Here is an 18445-nt window from a genome sequence, read left to right as displayed (position 1 = left end):
TCGCAAAAAAGCACGACCGTTCTTTTCTTGCGCCTCGGCGCCCCATGATTGAAATGAACAGCTCGCGCGGAGGCCGGCGCCTAAAATCTTCGGTTCCTCTGCACCCCCGGTTTCGCAATTCAATGGAGTCAAGCCAATGAAGGTCCTGGTCCCCGTCAAGCGGGTCGTCGATTACAACGTCAAGGTGCGCGTCAAGTCCGACGGCACCGGTGTCGACATCGCCAACGTCAAGATGAGCATGAACCCCTTCGACGAGATCGCCGTCGAAGAAGCGGTGAGGCTCAAGGAGAAGGGCGTCGTCACCGAGATCATCGCCGTGTCCTGCGGCGATGCGAAGTGCCAGGAGACCCTGCGCACCGCCATGGCCATCGGCGCCGATCGCGGCATCCTGGTCGAGACCACCGAAGAGCTGCAGCCGCTGGCCGTGGCCAAGCTGCTCAAGGCGCTGGTCGACAAGGAACAGCCCGGCCTGGTGATCCTGGGCAAGCAGGCCATCGATGACGATGCCAACCAGACCGGCCAGATGCTGGCTGCTCTCGCGGATCTGCCGCAAGCCACCTTCGCCAGCAAGGTCGAAGTCTCCGGCGACAAGGTGCAAGTCACCCGCGAAGTCGACGGCGGCCTGGAAACCATCTCGCTGAGCCTGCCCGCGGTCATCACGACCGACCTGCGCCTGAACGAGCCGCGCTACGTCACGCTGCCCAACATCATGAAGGCCAAGAAGAAGCAGCTCGACACCCTCAAGCCCGAGGACCTGGGCGTGGACGTCAAGCCGCGCCTGAAGACCCTGAAGGTCAGCGAGCCGCCCAAGCGCGGTGCCGGCATCAAGGTGCCCGATGTCGCCACCCTGGTGGACAAGCTGAAGAACGAAGCGAAGGTGATCTGACCATGACCGTACTTGTTATTGCCGAACACGACCACGCCACCGTCAAGCCGGCGACCCTCAACACCGTGACCGCGGCCATCGCCTGCCAGAGCGGCGATGTGCATGTGCTGGTGGCCGGTGCCAATGCGGCGGAAGCCGCGGCCGCTGCGGCCAAGATCGCCGGCGTGGCCAAGGTGATTGCCGCCGACAGCCCGAGCCTCGCCGAGAACCTGGCCGAGAACGTCGCGGCGCAAGTCCTCGCCATCGCCAAGAACTACAGCCACATCCTGTTCCCGGCGACCGCCAACGGCAAGAACGTCGCCCCGCGCGTCGCCGCCAAGCTGGACGTGGCCCAGATCAGCGACATCACCAAGGTCGACAGCCCCGACACCTTCGAGCGCCCGATCTACGCGGGCAATGCCATTGCCATCGTGCAGAGCAGCGATGCGATCAAGGTGGTCACGGTGCGCACCACCGGCTTCGACGCCGCGGCGGCGACCGGCGGCAGCGCCACGGTGGAGAACGCCGAGGGCGTGGCCGACAGCGGCAAGTCGAGCTTCGTCGGAAGAGAAGTCACCAAGAGCGAACGCCCCGAGCTGACTGCGGCCAAGATCATCGTCTCCGGCGGTCGCGCCTTGGGCAGCGCGGAGAAGTTCCAGGAGGTGATGGCACCCTTGGCCGACAAGCTCAACGCCGGCCTGGGCGCCAGCCGCGCTGCGGTCGATGCGGGCTACGCCCCCAACGACTGGCAAGTGGGCCAGACCGGCAAGATCGTGGCCCCGCAGCTGTACATCGCCTGCGGCATCTCGGGCGCCATCCAGCATCTGGCTGGCATGAAGGATTCCAAGGTGATCGTCGCGATCAACAAGGATGAAGAAGCGCCGATCTTCTCGGTGGCCGACTACGGGCTGGTGGCCGACCTCTTCACGGCCGTGCCGGATCTCGTCAAGGCGCTCTGACCGCCTGCTGGGACACCGTCCATCGAAGAAACCAGGGCATCGTTCGCGATGCCCTTTTCGTATCCGCCTCGCCAACGTCGCATTGGAGACAGCCATGAGCTACATCGCCCCCGTCAAGGACATGCTCTTCGACATCGAGCATCTCGCCGACATCGCGCAGGTTGCGCGCATGCCCGGCCTGGAAGACGCCGGCCTCGAGACCGCGCAGGCCGTGCTCGAGGAATGCGCGCGCTTCAACCAGGACGTGATCGCGCCGCTCAACGAGGCGGGCGACAAGCATCCCTCGACCTTCAAGGACGGCAAGGTCGCGACCACGCCTGGCTTCAAGGAAGCCTTCGCGCAGTACGTGGCGGGCGGCTGGCAAGGTTTGCAGCATCCGGCCGAGTTCGGCGGCCAGGGCTTGCCCAAGACCATCGGCGCGGCCTGTGGCGAAATGCTCAACTCGGCCAACATGAGCTTCGCGCTGTGCCCGCTCCTGACAGACGGCGCGACCGAGGCCTTGCTCACGGCCGGCTCCGACGAACTCAAGGCGATCTACCTCGAGAAACTCGTGAGCGGGCAGTGGACCGGCACCATGAACCTGACCGAGCCGCAAGCGGGCAGCGATCTCGCGATGGTGCGCAGCCGTGCCGAGTCGCAGCCTGACGGCAGCTACAAGGTCTTCGGCACCAAGATCTTCATCACCTACGGCGAGCACGACCTCGCGGAGAACATCGTGCACTTGGTGCTCGCGCGCGTGACCGGCGCGCCCGAGGGCGTGAAGGGCATCAGCCTGTTCGTGGTGCCGAAGTTCCTCGTCAACAAGGACGGCTCGCTGGGCGAGCGCAACGACGTGCACTGCGTGAGCATCGAGCACAAGCTGGGCATCAAGGCCAGCCCGACTGCGGTGCTGCAGTACGGCGATCACGGCGGCGCCGTCGGGTATCTGGTGGGCCAGGAGAACCGCGGCCTCGAGTACATGTTCATCATGATGAACTCGGCACGCTACGCCGTGGGCATGCAGGGCATCGCGATCGCCGAGCGTGCCTATCAACACGCCGTGGCCTATGCCAAGGAGCGGGTGCAGAGCCGCCCGGTCGACGGCTCGATCAACGCCAGCGCGCCCATCATCCATCACCCCGACGTCAAGCGCATGCTGATGACGATGCGCGCCTACACCGAGGGCTGCCGCGCCATGGCGAGCGTGGCCGCTGCCGCCAACGACGCAACCCATCATCATCCCGACGCCGACACGCGCAAGCAGAACCAGGCCTTCTATGAATATCTGGTGCCGCTGGTCAAGGGCTACAGCACCGAGATGAGCCTGGAGGTCGCATCGCTGGGTGTGCAGGTGCATGGCGGCATGGGCTTCATCGAGGAGACCGGCGCGGCGCAGTACCTGCGCGATGCCAAGATCCTCACCATCTACGAAGGCACGACCGCGATCCAGGCCAACGACCTGGTGGGCCGCAAGACCGCGCGCGACGGCGGCCAGGTCGCCAAGGCCATCGCGGCACAGATCGAGAAGACCGAGGCCGAGCTCGCCAAGCGCGAGAGCGCCGAAGCGCAGGCCGTCGCCAAGCGACTGAAGGCTGCGCGCGAGGCCTTCGTCGACGTGGTTGAGTTCGTCGCGGGCGGCACCAAGAGCTCGCCCAACGCGGTGTTCGCGGGCAGTGTGCCCTACCTGATGCTGGCGGGCAACCTGGTCGCCGGCTGGCAGCTTGCGCGCTCGCTGCTGGTGGCCGAGGAGCAGGTCAAGGCGGGCAACGACACCGCCTTCATGCAAGCCAAGATCGCCACGGCCCGCTTCTATGCCGAGCACATCCTCAACAAGGCGCCGGGCCTGCGCGACAGCATCGTCGACGGGGCCGAGAGCGTGACTGCGTTGGCGATCGAAGCCTTCTGACATCCGCCCCGTTTTCCGCAACCTTCAAGAGACCACCGAACATGTCCAAGCTCCCTCCCGTCCTCGCCAAGCTCCCGCTGCCCATCATCGGTTCGCCGCTGTTCATCATCAGCAACCCCAAGCTCGTGATCGAGCAGTGCAAGGCCGGCGTGGTGGGGGCGATGCCCGCGCTCAATGCGCGCCCGGCCTCGCAGCTGGAAGACTGGCTGGCGGAGATCACCGAGGCGCTCGCGGCCCACGACAAGGCAAACCCGGACCGGCCCGCCGCGCCGTTTGCGATCAACCAGATCGTGCACAAGAGCAACGACCGCCTCGAACACGACATGGAGATGGTCGTGAAGTACAAGGTGCCGATCGTCATCACCTCGCTCGGCGCGCGCACCGACGTCAACGACGCGGTCCACAGCTACGGCGGCGTGACGCTGCACGACGTCATCAACAACGCCTTCGCCCGCAAGGCGATCGAGAAGGGCGCGGACGGCATCATCGCGGTGGCGGCCGGCGCCGGCGGGCATGCGGGCATCAAGAGCCCCTTTGCGCTGGTGCAGGAAATCCGTCAGTGGTTCGACGGCCCGATTGCGCTGTCGGGCTCGATCGCCACCGGCGGCGCGGTGCTGGCGGCACAGGCCATGGGCGCGGACTTCGCCTACATCGGCACCGCCTTCATCGCCACCCAGGAGGCGCGCGCGAGCGACGACTACAAGCAGGCCATCGTCGCCGGCAACTCCGACGATATCGTCTACTCGAACCTCTTCACCGGCGTGCACGGCAACTACCTCGCGCCCAGCATCGTGGCCGCGGGCATGGACCCGGCCAACCTGCCGGAGGGCGACCTCAAGACCATGAACTTCGCCGGCGGCGAGGGCAGCAAGACCAAGGCCTGGAAGGACATCTGGGGCTCGGGCCAGGGCATCGGGGCCGTGACCGAGGTCGGGTCCGCCGCCGCCTTCATCGAGAAGCTCAAGCGTGAGTACCAGGAAGCGCGCCAGCGCCTTGCCCTTTGAAGCCGGTGTGAGCGAATCCGCGGTGCGCACGACTGCGGTGCCCGCGGCCGCGGCGCGCATGCCGCTGCTCGATGCGGTCAAGGGCCTGGCCTGCGCGCTGATCGTCGGGCATCACCTCGCGCGCTACGGCCCGTTGCCGGCTGGCGCCTCGACGCTGGCGCCGAGGCTCTTCGAATGGCTGGCCGAGGACGGCCGGCTCGCCGTGCAGGTGTTCCTGGTGATCGCCGGTTTCCTGGCGGCGGGCAGCCTCGCGCCCGATGGCGTGCTGCGCATCGACCGTCCGATGCTGCGCGTGTTCCAGCGCTACGGCCGGCTTGCCATGCCCTACCTGGCGGCGCTTTGCGTCAGCGTGCTGGCCGCCGCGCTCGTGCGGCCCTGGCTCATCGACGAGGCGGTGCCGCCGCCGCCCGGCATGGCGCAGCTGCTGGCGCATGGGCTGCTGCTGCAGGACCTGCTCGGCTATGAAGCGCTGTCCACCGGCGTGTGGTACGTGGCGATCGACTTCCAGCTCTTCGTGCTGGCGCTGCTGGCGATCGGCCTCTCGGAGGTGCTGCAGCGCCGCTGGGTCCTGAGGCCGGAGCGCGCGCGTTGGCTGGCGGTGGCCCTGGTGCTGGCGCTGGCCGTTGCTTCGCTCGCGGTGTTCAACCGCCATGCGGCGCTGGACGACACGGCGCTCTATTTTTTCGGCGCTTACGGCCTCGGCATGCTGGTGTTCTGGATCGGCCGCGCCACGCGGCGCAGCACCTGGCAGTTCGCGGTGGCGTTGCTGATGCTGATCGGTGCCGCGGCCCTGGCGCTCGATTGGCGCAGCCGCATCGCGACCGCGCTGGTCACGGCGCTGCTGCTGGCCGCGGCGCAGCGGCGCGGCGGTTTGGCACTGGCGGCCTGGCCGCCACTGGTGCGGCTGGGGCGCATCTCTTACTCGCTGTTCTTGATCCACTTCCCGGTGCTGCTGCTGGTGAGCGCGGTGGTCGCGCGGCTGGCGCCGGCCGGGCCCTGGGTCGATCTCTTCGGCCTGCTGGCGACCTTCGCGCTGTCGATTGCGGCGGCGGTGCTGCTGTACCGCTGGGTCGAATCGCGGCCTGCGACCTGGCGCGGCGTGCTGGCCTTGTTCGCCGGGCTGCTGGCCTGCGGGGCCATGACCTGAGGCTGCGGCCTTGGCCCTGAGGCCACTCAGCCGCGGACGTCCAACGCCTGCGCGTAATGCGCCGAGAACTTCCGCGCGACCGAGTCCCAATCGTAGCCCTTGGCCTTGCGCTGCGCGGCCTCCGACATCGCGGCGCAGCGTGCGGCGTCGAGGCCGGTGAGCTCGCGGATCGTGCCCAGGTCCGCGGCGCCCCGTTCGAAGTCGAGGAAGAAGCCGTTGCTGCCGCGCTCGACGAAGCCATTGATCGGCGCGATGTCGCGGCACAGCACGATCTTGCCGGCCGCCATCGCCTCCAGGATGCCGACCCCGAAGCCCTCGTACTCGCTGCCGGTGACGAACACAGTGCGCTGCTGCAGCTCGTGCATCAGCGCGGCATCCTCGATGTAGGGATGCAGCCGGACCGAAGCATCGAGCTTCAGCGCGCTGATCTGGTTCTGCAGCGACTCGCGCAACTGGTCGAAGTCCGGCCCGGCGATCAGCAGGTCGATCGCGATGCCCTGATCGCGCGCCATCGCGACCGTGTCGATCACTGCGTCGATGCGCTTGTTGCGCGACCAGCGGCCCCAGTAGATCCACTTCGCCGGGTCGGGCGTGCCGGTCAGCCGGCCCTGCTGGAACTTGGCGTAGGCGATGCCGTTCTCGCACTTCTCGACGCGGTCCGAGAACTGGCTGAAGTACGCCGTGTCCGATTCGCTGGTCGCGAGGATCTTGCGGTAGTGCCGCAGCAGGGTACGCATCAGCAGGCGCTCGTGCAGCCACTTGATCGACTGGTGCCGCGTCGTGTGGCGAAAGCCGCCGTGCGTGCTGAGCACGGCGGGGATGTGCCGGCACTGCAGCAGCACGTTGCCGGTCAGCATCATCAGCTGCGGATCGTGCACATGCAGCAGGTCATAGCCGGCGGCGAGGCGGCCGAAGTCGCGCGCATAGCCGGCGAGCCGATTGCCGACCACGGGCACGCGATAGACCTTCAGCCCGTCCACCTCGCTCACTGAGGCCTCCGACAGCTTGGCCGAGACATGGGCCACGTCCACCTGCACGCCATGGCCGGAGGTGCACCTGGCCAGCTCGCGGACCACGGACTCGATGCCGCCCACTTCGGGGAAGTAGGTCGGCGTGATGGAAAGAACTTTCAATTTGGGGGCTCCGGCAGGGCGGTCACATTGGCGCAGTAGCTTAGCGGGTGCCGGGGGGGGCGGCCAAGCGTCGCGGCGGGTCTTTGGCGCGAAGATAGCGGAGGCGGCGTGACATCTTTTATGATTCAGGGAATTTCAGGAATTTCTGAAATTACACGAAATCCAAGCATGACTTCCCCCGCATCGACCGCAAGCCTCGAGCGCCTGGCCCCGCCGCAGCGCATGGCCAGCCTGGTCCAGGGCGCCGCTGCCTTGCTGTGGTTGCCGCAGGCCGCCTTGCTGGCCTGGGCGGTCGATGGACTGGCGCGGGGCGAGGGCCTGCGGGCGGTGCTGTGGCCTGCGCTCGGCATCGTGTTGCTGGGCTTGCTGCGTGCTGCCTGCGAAGCCTGGGGCATGCGCCGCGTGTTCGCTGCCGCGCGCGCGGCGTTGTCGGCGATGCGGACGCAGGCCACAGCGGCGCTCGCCGCGCATTCGCCGCTGGACCGCGCGCGTCCGGCCTCCGGCCTGGCCGCGAGCACGATCGCGGAGCAGGCCGAGGCGGTCGTGCCCTACCTGGTGCGCTATGCCCCGGCGCGCTGGCGCGCGACTGTCGTCCCGCTCTTGATCCTGCCGCTGGTCGCAGCCTACTCGTGGGTCGCGGCGGCGATCCTGCTCGTGGCGGCACCGCTGATCCCGCTCTTCATGGCCATCGTCGGCTGGCGCGCCCGGGCCGCGAGCGAGGCGCACATGGTCGAGGCCGGCGGCATGCATGCCTTCCTGCTCGACCGCCTGCGCGGCCTGGCCAGCCTGCGCGCGCTCGGCGCGGTCGATGCCACCGCGCTGCGGCTGGGCGAGGCGGCGCAGGGGCTGCGCCAGCGCACGATGGCGGTGCTGCGCATTGCCTTCCTGTCCTCGGCCGTGCTGGAGCTGTTCTCGGCGCTGGGCGTCGCGATGGTCGCGGCCTACGTGGGCTTCCACCTGCTCGGCACCTTCGAGTTCGGCACCTGGGGCCGGCGCCTGAGCCTGGGTGAGGGCCTGTTCGTGCTGCTGCTGGCGCCGGCCTTCTTCGAGCCCCTGCGCGAGCTGTCCGCGGTCTGGCACGACCGTGCGGCCGGCGAGGCTGCCCTCGCGGCGCTGGACCGGGTCGGGCAGGGCGGGACGATGCTGCCCGGCGCGAATGGTGGGCTTCCGTCCGAGGAGCGCCGCTCCGCCGGTGGCCCGCCGTCCGTGCGTCTGCGCGCAGTGCACCTCGCCCATGCCGGCGGCGGTGCGGTCTTCGAGGGCCGCGACTTGCGCATCGCCGCCGGCGAACACGTGGCGCTAATGGGTGCCAGCGGCTCGGGCAAGACGGCGCTGTTGAGCCTGATCGCGGGCCTGATGCCGGCGCAGCAAGGACAGGTCATGGTGGGCGGCGTCCTGCTCTCCGACCGGACGGCCGCCGCGCTGCGGCGGCGCATGGCCTGGATGGGCCAGAAGCCCCATGTGTTCGCCGGTTCGGTCGAGGCCAACGTCGCGCTGGGCCGCGCCGGCGTGCAGACGGCGCAGGTCGAGGCCGCGATGCGCTTCGCCGCGCTCGACGCGGTGGCGCAGGCCCATCCGCGCGCCAGCCTGGGGGAGGGCGGCCGCGGCCTTTCGGGCGGCGAGGCGGCGCGGCTGGCGCTGGCACGGCTTGCGGTGCATCCCGACGCCGACCTGCTGCTGGTGGACGAGCCCACGGCTCACCTAGACACCGCGACCGCGGCGCATGTGGCCGAGTCGCTGGTCGCGCTGGCCCAGGGCAAGACTCTGATCGTCGCCACCCACGACCCCGTCCTGGCCGCGCGCATGGACCGCGTGATCAGCCTCGATCCCATGCCCGTGCAGGAGGCCGCATGACGAAGGGCTGGCGCGACCTGCGCACGGTCTGGGGGCAACTGCTGGCGGCCGAGCCGCGCCGGCTGGCGCTGGGCGCGGGGTTGGCGGCGCTCACCGTGCTGATGGGCATGGGCCTGCTGGGCCTCTCGGGCTGGTTCATCACCGCGACCGCGCTCGCTGGCCTGCATGCGGCCACCGCCATCGTCTTCGATGTGTTCATGCCCTCGGCTGGCATCCGCCTGCTGGCGCTCGGGCGCACCGGCGCGCGCTACGGCGAACGGCTGCTGACGCACGACGCCACCTTCGCCGCGCTCGCCGCGCTGCGCGTGCGCCTGTTCCGCGGCTGGGCCCGGCCCGATGCCGCGCGGCAGCTGCTCGCACGACCGGCGCGGCTGCTGTTCCGGCTGAGCGCCGACATCGACGCGCTGGAGTCTTTCTACCTGCGCCTGCTGGTGCCTGCCGCCGCGGCGCTCGGGGCGGCGCTGCTGGCCGGGCTGGTGCTTGGGGTCATGAACTTGTGGGTGGGTCTGCTGCTGGCGCTGTGGCTGCTCGGCGCGGGCTGGGGCATCGCGCTCGTGCTCGCGCGGCACGCCCGGCCCGCCGCCGTGCGCCGGGCGCAGGCAATGGAAAGCCTGCGCGCCCGCACGGCGGACCTGGTTGCCGGCCAGACTGAGCTGGTCATGGCAGGCCGCATCGAGGCCCAGCGCGACGCGCTGGCCGCGGCCGACCGCCACCTGGCCGCGGCCGATCTCGTGCTCAACCGCCTCGAGGCCGGCGCCGGCATGGCTTATGGCCTGGCCGGTTCGCTCACCCTGGCGGCCGTGCTGCTGGCAGCGGGCCTGCTGACAGGCGAGGGCGCCATCGGCGCGCCCGCCGCGGCGCTGGCGCTGCTCGTGGCGCTGGGTGCCATCGAGCCCTTCGCCGCCCTGCGCCGCGGCGCCCTCGAGGCCGGCCGCAGCTGGCTCGCGGCGCGGCGCCTGGCGCCGCACATGGCCGCCGGCCCCGAGCCGATGCCCGTCCCACCCGCGCCCGACGACGGCTTGGCGCTGCAGGCGCACGCGCTGACCTTGGCCCACCCTGGCAGCCGCTGGCCCGCGCTGCACCGCAGCGCCTTCACCGTCGCCACGGGCGAGCGCGTGGCCGTGATCGGCCCCAGCGGCGCGGGCAAGTCGACCCTGCTTGCCGCTGCAGCAGGCGAACTGGCGCCCGCGGAAGGCGAACTGCGGGCCCTCCCGTCCTGCCTGCTGACGCAGCGCACCGACCTGTTCCAGGACACCCTGCGCGACAACCTGCGCCTGGCCGACCCCTCGGCCGACGACGCGCGGCTCTGGTCCGTGCTGCACGCAGCAGGCCTCGCCGACGAAGTGCGCGCCATGCCCTCGGCCCTCGACAGCCTGCTCGGCGAAGGCGGCCTGGGCCTTTCAGGCGGCCAGTCGCGCCGCCTCGCACTCGCCCGGCTGCTGCTGCGCAACGTACCCTTTTGGCTGATCGACGAACCCACCGAAGCGTTGGACACTGCCACCGCACACGATGTGCTGCTGCGGCTGCGGGCCCAGGCCGCGGGCCGGACGCTGTTGATCGCCACTCATCTGCGGCGCGAGGCCGCGCTGGCGGACCGGCTGCTCGTCCTGCGGTCCGGCCGCATCGTTGCCGACCTGCGGCGCGGCACGGCCGCCTTCGAAGCAGCCCTGAGCGCCCTGCGCCCCGACTAGCCAGCCACGAGCCACGAAGCACAAGAACCCGGAAGGAAAGCCCCCATGGACCTCGACATCGTTGTACTCTCCCGCCTGCAGTTCGCGCTGACGGCGCTCTACCACTTCCTCTTCGTGCCGCTCACCATCGGCTTGGCGGTGCTCGTCGCCATCATGGAAACGGTCTACGTCATGACCGGCCGCACCATCTGGCGCGACATGACGAAGTTCTGGGGCCTGCTCTTCGGCATCAACTTCGCGATGGGCGTGGCCACGGGCGTGGTCATGGAGTTCCAGTTCGGCATGAACTGGAGCTACTACAGTCACTACGTGGGCGACGTGTTTGGCGCGCCGCTGGCCATCGAGGGCCTGATGGCCTTCTTCCTCGAGGCCACCTTCGTCGGCCTGTTCTTCTTCGGCTGGGACAAGCTCTCCAAGGTGGGCCACCTGATCGCCACCTGGGCGGTGGCCATCGGCTCCAACTTCTCCGCGCTGTGGATCCTGATCGCCAACGGCTGGATGCAGAACCCCGTGGGCGCCGCCTTCAACCCGCAGACCATGCGCATGGAAGTGACCGACTTCTACGCCGTGCTGACCAACCCGGTGGCGCAGGCCAAGTTCGTGCACACGGTGTCGGCCGGCTACACGGTGGCGTCCATCTTCGTGCTCGGCGTGTCGGCCTGGTATGTGCTGCGCGGCCGGCACCTGCAGCTGGCCAAGCGCTCGATGACCGTGGCGGCCTCCTTCGGCCTGGCGGCATCGCTGTCGGTCGTGGTGCTGGGCGACGAGAGCGGCTATCTCTCGACCGAGCACCAGAAGATGAAGCTGGCCGCCGTCGAGGCGATGTGGAAGACCGAGCCCGCCCCGGCCGCCTTCACCGCCTTCGGCTTCCCCGACGAGGCGAGCCGCGAGACGCACTACGCCATCCACATCCCGGCCGTGATGGGGCTGATCGGCACCCGCTCGCTCACCACCGAGATCCCCGGCATCGACGACCTGGTGCACCGCGCCGAGCTCAACATCCGCGTCGGCATCTCGGCCTACGACGCGCTGCAGAAGATCCGCGAGGCCGGCAGCGATGCGGCCGTGCCCGAATCGGCGCGCAAGATCTTCGAGGACAACGGCCATGCGCTGGGCTATGCGCTCTTGCTCAAGCGCTACGTCGACGACCCGCGCAAGGCCACGCCGGAGCAGGTCGCCCAGGCCGCGCGCGACACCGTCCCGCCGGTGGCGCCGCTGTACTGGGCCTTCCGCACCATGGTCGGGCTGGGCATGTTCTTCATCCTGCTGACCGGCACTTTCTTCGTGCTGTCGGCGCGGCGCAGGCTGGATGCGTATCCGTGGCTGCTCAAGGTCGCGGTGTTCGCGATCCCGTTGCCCTGGCTCGCGGCCGAGTGCGGCTGGATCGTGGCCGAGCTGGGCCGCCAGCCCTGGGTGATCGAGGGTGTGCTGCCCACGGCGGTGGCGGTGTCGAACCTGGGCGCCGGCACGGTGCTGCTCACCATTGCCGGCTTCACGCTGCTCTACACCGTGCTCTTCGTGATCGAGATGAAGCTGATGCTGAAGACGATCCGCAAGGGCCCCGAGGAACACCCGGTGCCGCCGCCGGCCGCCTACCGCGCCGAGGCCGATGCGGAACTGGCCGCGCTGCCGCGCACGCCGCTCGCTGCCGCCGACTGAACGGAGAACCACCATGATCCTGCACGAACTCATCACCTACGAAACCCTGCGCTTCATCTGGTGGCTGCTGATCGGCGTGCTGCTGGTCGGCTTCGCCGTGACCGACGGCTTCGACCTGGGCGCCAACATGCTGCTGCCCTTCGCCGGCCGCACTGACCTCGAGCGCCGCGTCATCATCAACAGCATCGGCCCGGTGTGGGAGGGCAACCAGGTCTGGCTGATCGTCGGCGGCGCCGCGCTCTTCGCGGCCTGGCCGCAGCTCTATGCCGTGTCCTTCTCGGGCTTCTACCTCGCGATGTTCGCGGTGCTGGTGCCGCTCATCCTGCGGCCCGTGGCCATCAAGTTCCGCAGCAAGCACGAGGATGCAGCGTGGCGCGCGCGCTGGGACTGGACGCTCTTCGTCACCGGCCTGGTGCCCGCGCTGATCTTCGGCGTGGCGGTCGGCAACGTGCTGCAGGGCGTGCCTTTCCGGCTGGCGCCCGACATGCGGATCTTCTACGAGGGCTCCTTCTTCGGGCTGCTCAATCCTTTTGCGCTGCTGTGCGGGCTGGTTTCGCTCGCGATGCTGGCGATGCACGGCAGCGCCTGGCTGCAGCTGAAGGCGGCCGGGCCGGTGGCGGCGCGCGCGCGCAGCTACGGCAGCGTGGCGGCGCTGCTCACGCTGGTGCTCTACGCGCTGGCGGGTCTGGTGCTGTGGTCCTGGATCGACGGTTACCGCGTGACCAGCGCGCTGCCCACGGGCGGCCCGTCGAATCCGCTGCTGAAGACCGTGGCCCATCAACCGGGCGCCTGGTTCGTCAACTACGCGGCCCACCCGTGGCTGTGGATCGCGCCGGGCCTCGGCCTCGCGGGTGCGTTGCTGGCCTTCTTGGGGATGCGCATGCGGCGCGAAGGGATGGCGCTGCTGGCGAGCGCGTTGGCCATCGCCGGCATCATCCTCAGCGTCGGCGCCTCGATGTTCCCCTTCATTCTGCCCTCGTCGCTCGACCCCCGCGCCAGCCTCACGGTGTGGGACTCCTCCTCGAGCCACCTGACGCTGTTCATCATGCTGGTGGTCAGCGCCATCTTCATCCCGATCATCGTGGCCTACACCAGCTGGGTCTACAAGGTGATGTGGGGCAAGGTCGACGCCGATGCCATCCGCGACGAGCGCGGCCACGCCTACTGATCGATCAAGCCATCAAGAAAGGAACCGAACCATGTGGTACTTCGCCTGGCTGCTGGGACTCCCCCTCGCCGCGACCTTCGCGGTGCTCAATGCGATGTGGTACGAGCTGATGGACGATGAGGCGATCCGACGGGACAAGCTGGAGAAGCCCCTTTAGACGGCCTTCTTGCCCTTGGCCCCGGTGATGCGGTCCTTGAGCCCCAGCACCTTCGTCACCGTCGCCCCCATCCCCATCAGCTGCATGGCCGTCTCCGGCGCGAGCCGCTGCACGTCGTCGAACCACTTCATCAGCCGGTCGATCAGATCGTGCATCTCGCGCATGCGTTGCTGGGCGTGGCGCTCCTCGTCGTTCGTGGGCTTCTCCAGCAGCGCCATGCGCAGCATCGACAGCGTGGGCTCGACCTCGCGGCGGCGGCGTTCCTCGGCCAGTACGCGGAAGATCTCCCACACGTCGGAAGGCGCCTCGAAGTACTCGCGCCGGTCGCCGGGCTGGTGGCGCAGTCGCACCAGGCGCCAGGACTGCAGCTCCTTGAGCCCCATGCTCACGTTCGAGCGCGAAAAGGCCAGCGCCTCCGCGATCTCGTCCGCGTTGAGCGCGCGCTCGGAAATGAAGATCAGCGCATAGATCTGGCCGACGGTGCGGTTGATGCCCCACTTGCTGCCCATCTCCCCGAAGTGGGCGATGAACTGGCGGCTGAGCGGGGGCAGGGTGTCGGTGGGCATCGGCCGATTCTCGGGCCGAATTGCTGTAGCTTCAAGAAAGACTGAAAAGTCTGCAGGCCGGCGCCGCCGGCGTGGCCCGGTTCAGGCCCAGGGCGTGGGCGGCGGCACCTCGCACACCGGCTCGACGTCGATGCTCTTGAAGTCGGCCGGCGAGACGATCTCGAGGTACTCCATGTCGGGCGAGTAGTCGAACAGGTAGTGCCGGATGCCCGGGCGCTGGTGCACCACGTCGCCGGCCTGCACCAGCGTCACCTGGTCCTCGTACATGAAGCGGGCCCAGCCCTTGACCATGATCACGATCTGGAACTCTGCCTCGTGGCGGTGCCAGCCGGTGCCCGCTTCCGGTGCCATGTTGGCCTTGACCAGATGCGCGATGACCTTGCCGTTCGTGGCCTCGGCGACGCCCAGGTCGCGGTACAGAAAGAAGTCGCGCAGCCCGCCCGACACGTAGTCGGTGTCGCCGGGCTTGACGTGGGAGAACTGCGTGTCGGTGCGGTCCAGCATGAATGTTCCTTGCAGGGCGGGGATGCCGTGACGCGATGCATAAAGCGTTCCCGCGCCGCTTGACAAGCCGCCGCCGCGCTTCGAAATTCAACCCCATGGTTCGCTCTGACGCCGGCGCCCTCGATGCCGCCAAGCTCGTGTCCGCGGCAGGCGATGCCGGCCGGCTCGCGGCGCACGAGGCGGCGCAGGCGGCGCAGGCGGCGGACGCGGTCTACCGCAGCGACTCGCGCCGCATCTTCGCGACCCTGGTGCGGCTGCTGGGCGACTTCGACCTGGCGGAGGAGGCGCTGCACGACGGCTTTCGCGCCGCGCTCGAGCAATGGCCTGCGCAGGGCGTGCCGGCCAACCCGCGCGCCTGGCTGGTGTCGGCGGGGCGCTTCAAGGCCATCGACGGCATCCGCCGCCGCGCGCGCTTCGAGCCCTGGGACGATGCTGCCGACTCGGTCGAGGCCAGCGCCGACCCCGCCCTGGCCTGGGACGAGCGCGACCCCGATGCCGAGGCGCTGGAGGACGACCGCTTGCGCCTCATCTTCACCTGTTGCCATCCGGCACTGGCCCCCGATGCGCAGGCGGCGCTGACGCTGCGCGAGGTCTGCGGCCTCGCCACCGAGCAGATCGCCGCCGCCTTCCTGGTGCCGGCGCCCACCATCGCGCAGCGCATCGTGCGGGCCAAGAACAAGATCCGCGAGGCGCGCATCCCTTACCAGGTGCCGCCCGTGAGCGAGCTGCCCGAGCGGCTCGACGTCGTGCTGCGCGTGGTCTACCTGGTGTTCAACGAGGGCTATGCCGCGTCGTCCGGCGAGGCGCTCACGCAGCCGGACCTCTCCGCCGAGGCGATCCGCCTGGGCCGGCTGCTGGTCGAACTGCTGCCCGAGCCCGAGGCCATCGGCCTGCTGGCGCTGATGCTGCTGCACGAGTCGCGGCGCGCGGCGCGCAGCTCGGCCGCGGGCGAGATGGTGCTGCTGGAGGCGCAGGACCGCACGCGATGGAACCCCGCGTTCATCGCCGAGGGCAGCGCGCTCGTGACGCGGGCCCTGTCCTCGCGCCGCTTCGGCCCCTACACCCTGCAGGCCGCGATCGCGGCGGTGCATGCGGAGGCGGCCGATGCCGCCGCCACCGACTGGGCGCAGATCGCCGGCCTCTACGACGTGCTGCTGCGTGCCGAGCCCTCGCCGGTGGTGGCGCTCAACCGGGCCGTTGCCATCGCGATGCGCGACGGGCCGGCCGCCGGCCTGGCGCTGATCGACGCGCTGCTGGCGCGCGGCGAGCTTGCGGACTACCACCTGGCCCATGCCGCGCGGGCCGACCTGTGCCGGCGTCTCGGCCGCGTTGCCGAGGCGCGCGCATCCTACGAGCGCGCGCTGGCGCTCGCGCGGCAGGCGCCCGAGCGGCAGTTCCTCGAACGGCGGCTGGCGGCGCTGCCCGCGACGGGCGATGCATCCTGAAACAACTGGGCCGGTGCAAAGTTGCCCGGCCTGTCGAAATCCGGCCCGGCCATTCGACCAGAGGCATCCCCTCAACCCTTCTTCCAGGAGATGCGCATGAAATACCTTTGCCTGGTCTACTTCGATCCCACGCTGCTGACCACGATGTCCGCCAGCGAACGGGCGAAGCTGGACAACGACTCGATGGACTACGACGAGGCGCTCGCGGCGCGCGGCCAGTTGATCGTCGCCGAGGCCCTGCAAACCCCGAAGTCCGCCAAGGTGGTGCAGACGCGCGGCGGCAAGCTCTCGCAGACCGACGGCCCCTTCGTCGAGACCAAGGAGCAGCTCGGCGGCTTCATCCTGGTCGACGTGCCCGACCTCAACGCCGCGATCCAGGTGGCGGCCCGCATTCCGCTGGCGAAGTACGGCAGCATCGAGGTGCGGCCCATCGCCAAGGTCGAGAGGATCGCATCATGAGATACCTCTGCATGATCTTCGCCACCGAAGCGCAGATGGGCACGATCCCGCCCGCCGAGATGGCGGCCTTCGTCAACGAGCACCTCGACTACGACGACCGCCTGCGCGCCAGCGGCCATTTCGTCGAGTCCGAAGGCCTGGAGGCCGCGAGCACCGCCGCCGTGGTGCGCGTGCGCGACGGGCGGCTGTCGGTCACCGACGGCCCCTTCATCGAGACCAACGAGCAACTCGGCGGCTTCTACCTGGTCGAGGCCGCCAGCGGGGAGGAGGCGGTGCGCCTGGCCGCGGGCATTCCGTCCTCGCGCGTCGGCAGCATCGAGCTCTGGCCGGTCTTCGAGCTCGCACGCCCGACGGAAGGAGCGCAGCCATGACCGCCGCGCACGCCACCCCGCACAAGGCCGGCGCCCGCGAATGGACCGGCCTGGCCGTGATCGCGCTGCCCTGCATGCTCTACGCAATGGACCTCACGGTGCTCAACCTCGCGGTGCCGCACCTGAGCGCTGCGCTGCGCCCGAGCAGCGCGCAGATGCTGTGGATCGTCGACATCTACGGCTTCATGCTGGCCGGCTCGCTCATCACCATGGGCACGCTGGGCGACCGCATCGGGCGGCGCCGCCTGCTGCTGATCGGCGCCGCCTTCTTCGGGCTGGCCTCGGTGCTGGCCGCCTTCTCGACCACCGCCCCCATGCTGATCGCGACCCGCGCGCTGCTCGGCGTGGCCGGCGCCACGCTGGCGCCGTCGACGCTCTCGCTGATCCGCAACATGTTCCTCGACGCGCAGGAGCGCACCGTGGCCATCGGCGTCTGGATCGCGAGCTTCTCGATCGGCGGCACCATCGGGCCCTTGATCGGCGGCGCGCTGCTCGAGCACTTCTGGTGGGGCTCGGTGTTCCTGGTCAGCGTGCCGGTGATGGCGTTGCTGCTGCTGATCGGGCCCTGGCTGCTGCCCGAGTACCGCGACCCGGGGGCAGGGCGGCTCGACCTGCTCAGTGCGGCGCAGTCGCTGCTGGCGGTGCTGGCCGTGATCTACGGCCTCAAGCGCTTCGCCGAGCACGGCGCCGGCTGGCTGCCGCTGGCGGCGGTCGTGCTGGGCGTGGCGATCGGGTGGGCCTTCTTTCGCCGCCAGGGGCGGCTCGCCGATCCGCTGATCGACCTGGCGCTGTTCCGCGCGCCCGCCTTCAGCGCGGCGCTCACCATCAACACGCTGGCCTTCTTCATCGCCTTCGGCAGCTTTCTCTTCGTCGTGCAGTACATGCAGCTGGTGCTGGGCCTGTCGCCGCTGCAGGCCGGGCTGTGGAGCGTGCCGTCGGGGTTGGCTTTCGCGGTGGGCTCGACGCTGGTGCCGCGGATCGTGCGCCGGGTGCGGCCGGGCTTCGTGATGGCCGGCGGGCTGCTCATCGCGGCGGTGGGCTTCGCGCTGCTGACGCAGGTCGATCGCACGGATGGGCTGGCGCTGCTGGTGGCTGCCTACGCGATCCTCTCGCTGGGCCTGTCCTTCGCCTTCACGCTGGCGGTCGACATGATGGTGGGCACCGCCCCGCCCGAGCGGGCCGGCGCGGCCTCGGCGATCCAGGAGACCAGCTCGGAGTTCGGCGGCGCCCTGGGCATCGCGATGCTGGGCAGCCTGATCGTGGCCGTGTACCGGAACGCGATGGCAGGCAACGCGCTGGAGGGCGTGCCGCCCGCGGTGGCCGAGGCGGCCCGCAGCGGGCTGGGCGTCGCGGCGGATGCGGCGGCGGCGCTGCCCGGGCCGGCCGGCGCGGCCTTGCTCGAGGCCTCGCGCGAGGCCTTTGCGCAGGCCTTCGGGCTCACGGCCTCGATCAGCGCTGGCGTGGCGCTGGCGGCCGCGCTGCTGGCTGCCTTCATGCTGCGCGGCGTGGGCGGCCCGCCGCGGGCGGCGCCCGCAGCGCCTGCGCCGTGCCCCTCCGCCAGCGAAGCCTGAAGCCTTG

The 18445-nt window shown here is 69.8% G+C and carries 17 protein-coding genes; 14 read left to right on the top strand and 3 right to left on the bottom strand.

Translation table 11 applies throughout. The features are described from left to right. Nucleotides 1-136 precede the first annotated feature (136 nt). From GXN78_RS28770 to GXN78_RS28750, 5 genes are all read left to right on the top strand, one after another. Nucleotides 137-886 (top strand): electron transfer flavoprotein subunit beta/FixA family protein, encoded by a 750-nt coding sequence (locus tag GXN78_RS28770; protein WP_106554362.1) that lies wholly within the window; start codon nucleotides 137-139, stop codon nucleotides 884-886. 2 nt (nucleotides 887-888) lie between these two features. Further along, nucleotides 889-1824: an electron transfer flavoprotein subunit alpha/FixB family protein gene (locus GXN78_RS28765; protein ID WP_106554363.1), complete on the top strand. Its 936-nt coding sequence runs from the start codon at nucleotides 889-891 to the stop codon at nucleotides 1822-1824. Nucleotides 1825-1918: 94 nt separating this feature from the next. Then, nucleotides 1919-3709, top strand: a complete 1791-nt coding sequence (locus tag GXN78_RS28760; protein WP_106554364.1) for an acyl-CoA dehydrogenase — start codon at nucleotides 1919-1921, stop codon at nucleotides 3707-3709. Between the two features lie 41 nt (nucleotides 3710-3750). Beyond that, entirely contained in the window at nucleotides 3751-4713 is a 963-nt protein-coding gene (locus GXN78_RS28755) for a nitronate monooxygenase family protein (protein ID WP_106554365.1), read from the top strand. Continuing rightward, on the top strand, nucleotides 4676-5860 hold the full coding sequence (locus tag GXN78_RS28750; protein WP_308812387.1) for an acyltransferase: 1185 nt from the start codon (nucleotides 4676-4678) through the stop codon (nucleotides 5858-5860). The genes GXN78_RS28755 and GXN78_RS28750 overlap by 38 nt, the downstream gene beginning before the upstream one ends. 26 nt (nucleotides 5861-5886) lie before the next feature. Here the strand turns inward: GXN78_RS28750 and GXN78_RS28745 are convergent, their stop codons facing one another. Next, a complete protein-coding gene (locus GXN78_RS28745) occupies nucleotides 5887-6993 on the bottom strand; it encodes a glycosyltransferase family 4 protein (protein ID WP_146162958.1) in 1107 nt (368 codons plus the stop codon). Between the two features lie 222 nt (nucleotides 6994-7215). On the opposite strand from GXN78_RS28745, the gene cydD reads away from it, so the two are divergent. The 5 genes from cydD to cydX are packed head-to-tail and all read left to right on the top strand — an operon-like array spanning nucleotide 7216 to nucleotide 13522. Further along, nucleotides 7216-8847, top strand: a complete 1632-nt coding sequence (cydD, locus tag GXN78_RS28740; RefSeq protein ID WP_239142970.1) for a thiol reductant ABC exporter subunit CydD — start codon at nucleotides 7216-7218, stop codon at nucleotides 8845-8847. Further along, a complete protein-coding gene (locus GXN78_RS28735) occupies nucleotides 8844-10538 on the top strand; it encodes an ATP-binding cassette domain-containing protein (RefSeq protein WP_106554368.1) in 1695 nt (564 codons plus the stop codon). Before cydD ends, GXN78_RS28735 begins: the two co-directional genes overlap by 4 nt. 45 nt (nucleotides 10539-10583) lie before the next feature. Further along, entirely contained in the window at nucleotides 10584-12197 is a 1614-nt protein-coding gene (locus tag GXN78_RS28730) for a cytochrome ubiquinol oxidase subunit I (RefSeq protein WP_106554369.1), read from the top strand. 13 nt (nucleotides 12198-12210) lie between these two features. Beyond that, complete coding sequence (gene cydB / locus GXN78_RS28725) at nucleotides 12211-13365, top strand: cytochrome d ubiquinol oxidase subunit II (RefSeq protein WP_106554370.1); 1155 nt, start codon at nucleotides 12211-12213, stop codon at nucleotides 13363-13365. Nucleotides 13366-13396: 31 nt separating this feature from the next. Next, nucleotides 13397-13522: a cytochrome bd-I oxidase subunit CydX gene (gene cydX, locus GXN78_RS28720; RefSeq protein ID WP_106554371.1), complete on the top strand. Its 126-nt coding sequence runs from the start codon at nucleotides 13397-13399 to the stop codon at nucleotides 13520-13522. On the opposite strand, the gene GXN78_RS28715 is transcribed toward cydX, so the two are convergent. Further along, complete coding sequence (locus GXN78_RS28715; RefSeq protein WP_106554372.1) at nucleotides 13519-14088, bottom strand: GbsR/MarR family transcriptional regulator; 570 nt, start codon at nucleotides 14086-14088, stop codon at nucleotides 13519-13521. The genes cydX and GXN78_RS28715 overlap by 4 nt on opposite strands. Nucleotides 14089-14169: 81 nt before the next feature. After that, entirely contained in the window at nucleotides 14170-14592 is a 423-nt protein-coding gene (locus GXN78_RS28710) for a cupin domain-containing protein (RefSeq protein ID WP_106554373.1), read from the bottom strand. A gap of 95 nt (nucleotides 14593-14687) precedes the next feature. Between GXN78_RS28710 and GXN78_RS28705 the strand changes: the two genes are divergently transcribed. From GXN78_RS28705 to GXN78_RS28690, 4 genes are all read left to right on the top strand, one after another. Next, on the top strand, nucleotides 14688-16037 hold the full coding sequence (locus GXN78_RS28705; RefSeq protein ID WP_106554374.1) for an RNA polymerase sigma factor: 1350 nt from the start codon (nucleotides 14688-14690) through the stop codon (nucleotides 16035-16037). 96 nt (nucleotides 16038-16133) lie between these two features. After that, nucleotides 16134-16496: a YciI family protein gene (locus GXN78_RS28700; RefSeq protein ID WP_106554375.1), complete on the top strand. Its 363-nt coding sequence runs from the start codon at nucleotides 16134-16136 to the stop codon at nucleotides 16494-16496. Next, nucleotides 16493-16867 carry a YciI family protein gene (locus tag GXN78_RS28695; protein WP_106554376.1) on the top strand — a complete coding sequence of 125 codons (375 nt, stop codon included), beginning with the start codon at nucleotides 16493-16495 and terminating at the stop codon, nucleotides 16865-16867. The genes GXN78_RS28700 and GXN78_RS28695 overlap by 4 nt, the downstream gene beginning before the upstream one ends. Beyond that, nucleotides 16864-18438, top strand: coding sequence for an MFS transporter (locus GXN78_RS28690; RefSeq protein ID WP_106554377.1), 1575 nt, complete (start codon nucleotides 16864-16866; stop codon nucleotides 18436-18438). The genes GXN78_RS28695 and GXN78_RS28690 overlap by 4 nt, the downstream gene beginning before the upstream one ends. The last annotated feature ends 7 nt before the right edge of the window (nucleotides 18439-18445 follow it).

The sequence above is a fragment of the Variovorax sp. WS11 genome, from assembly GCF_010499245.1.
Classification (GTDB): domain Bacteria; phylum Pseudomonadota; class Gammaproteobacteria; order Burkholderiales; family Burkholderiaceae_C; genus Variovorax.
This window is presented reverse-complemented; position numbering and strand designations above follow the sequence as displayed.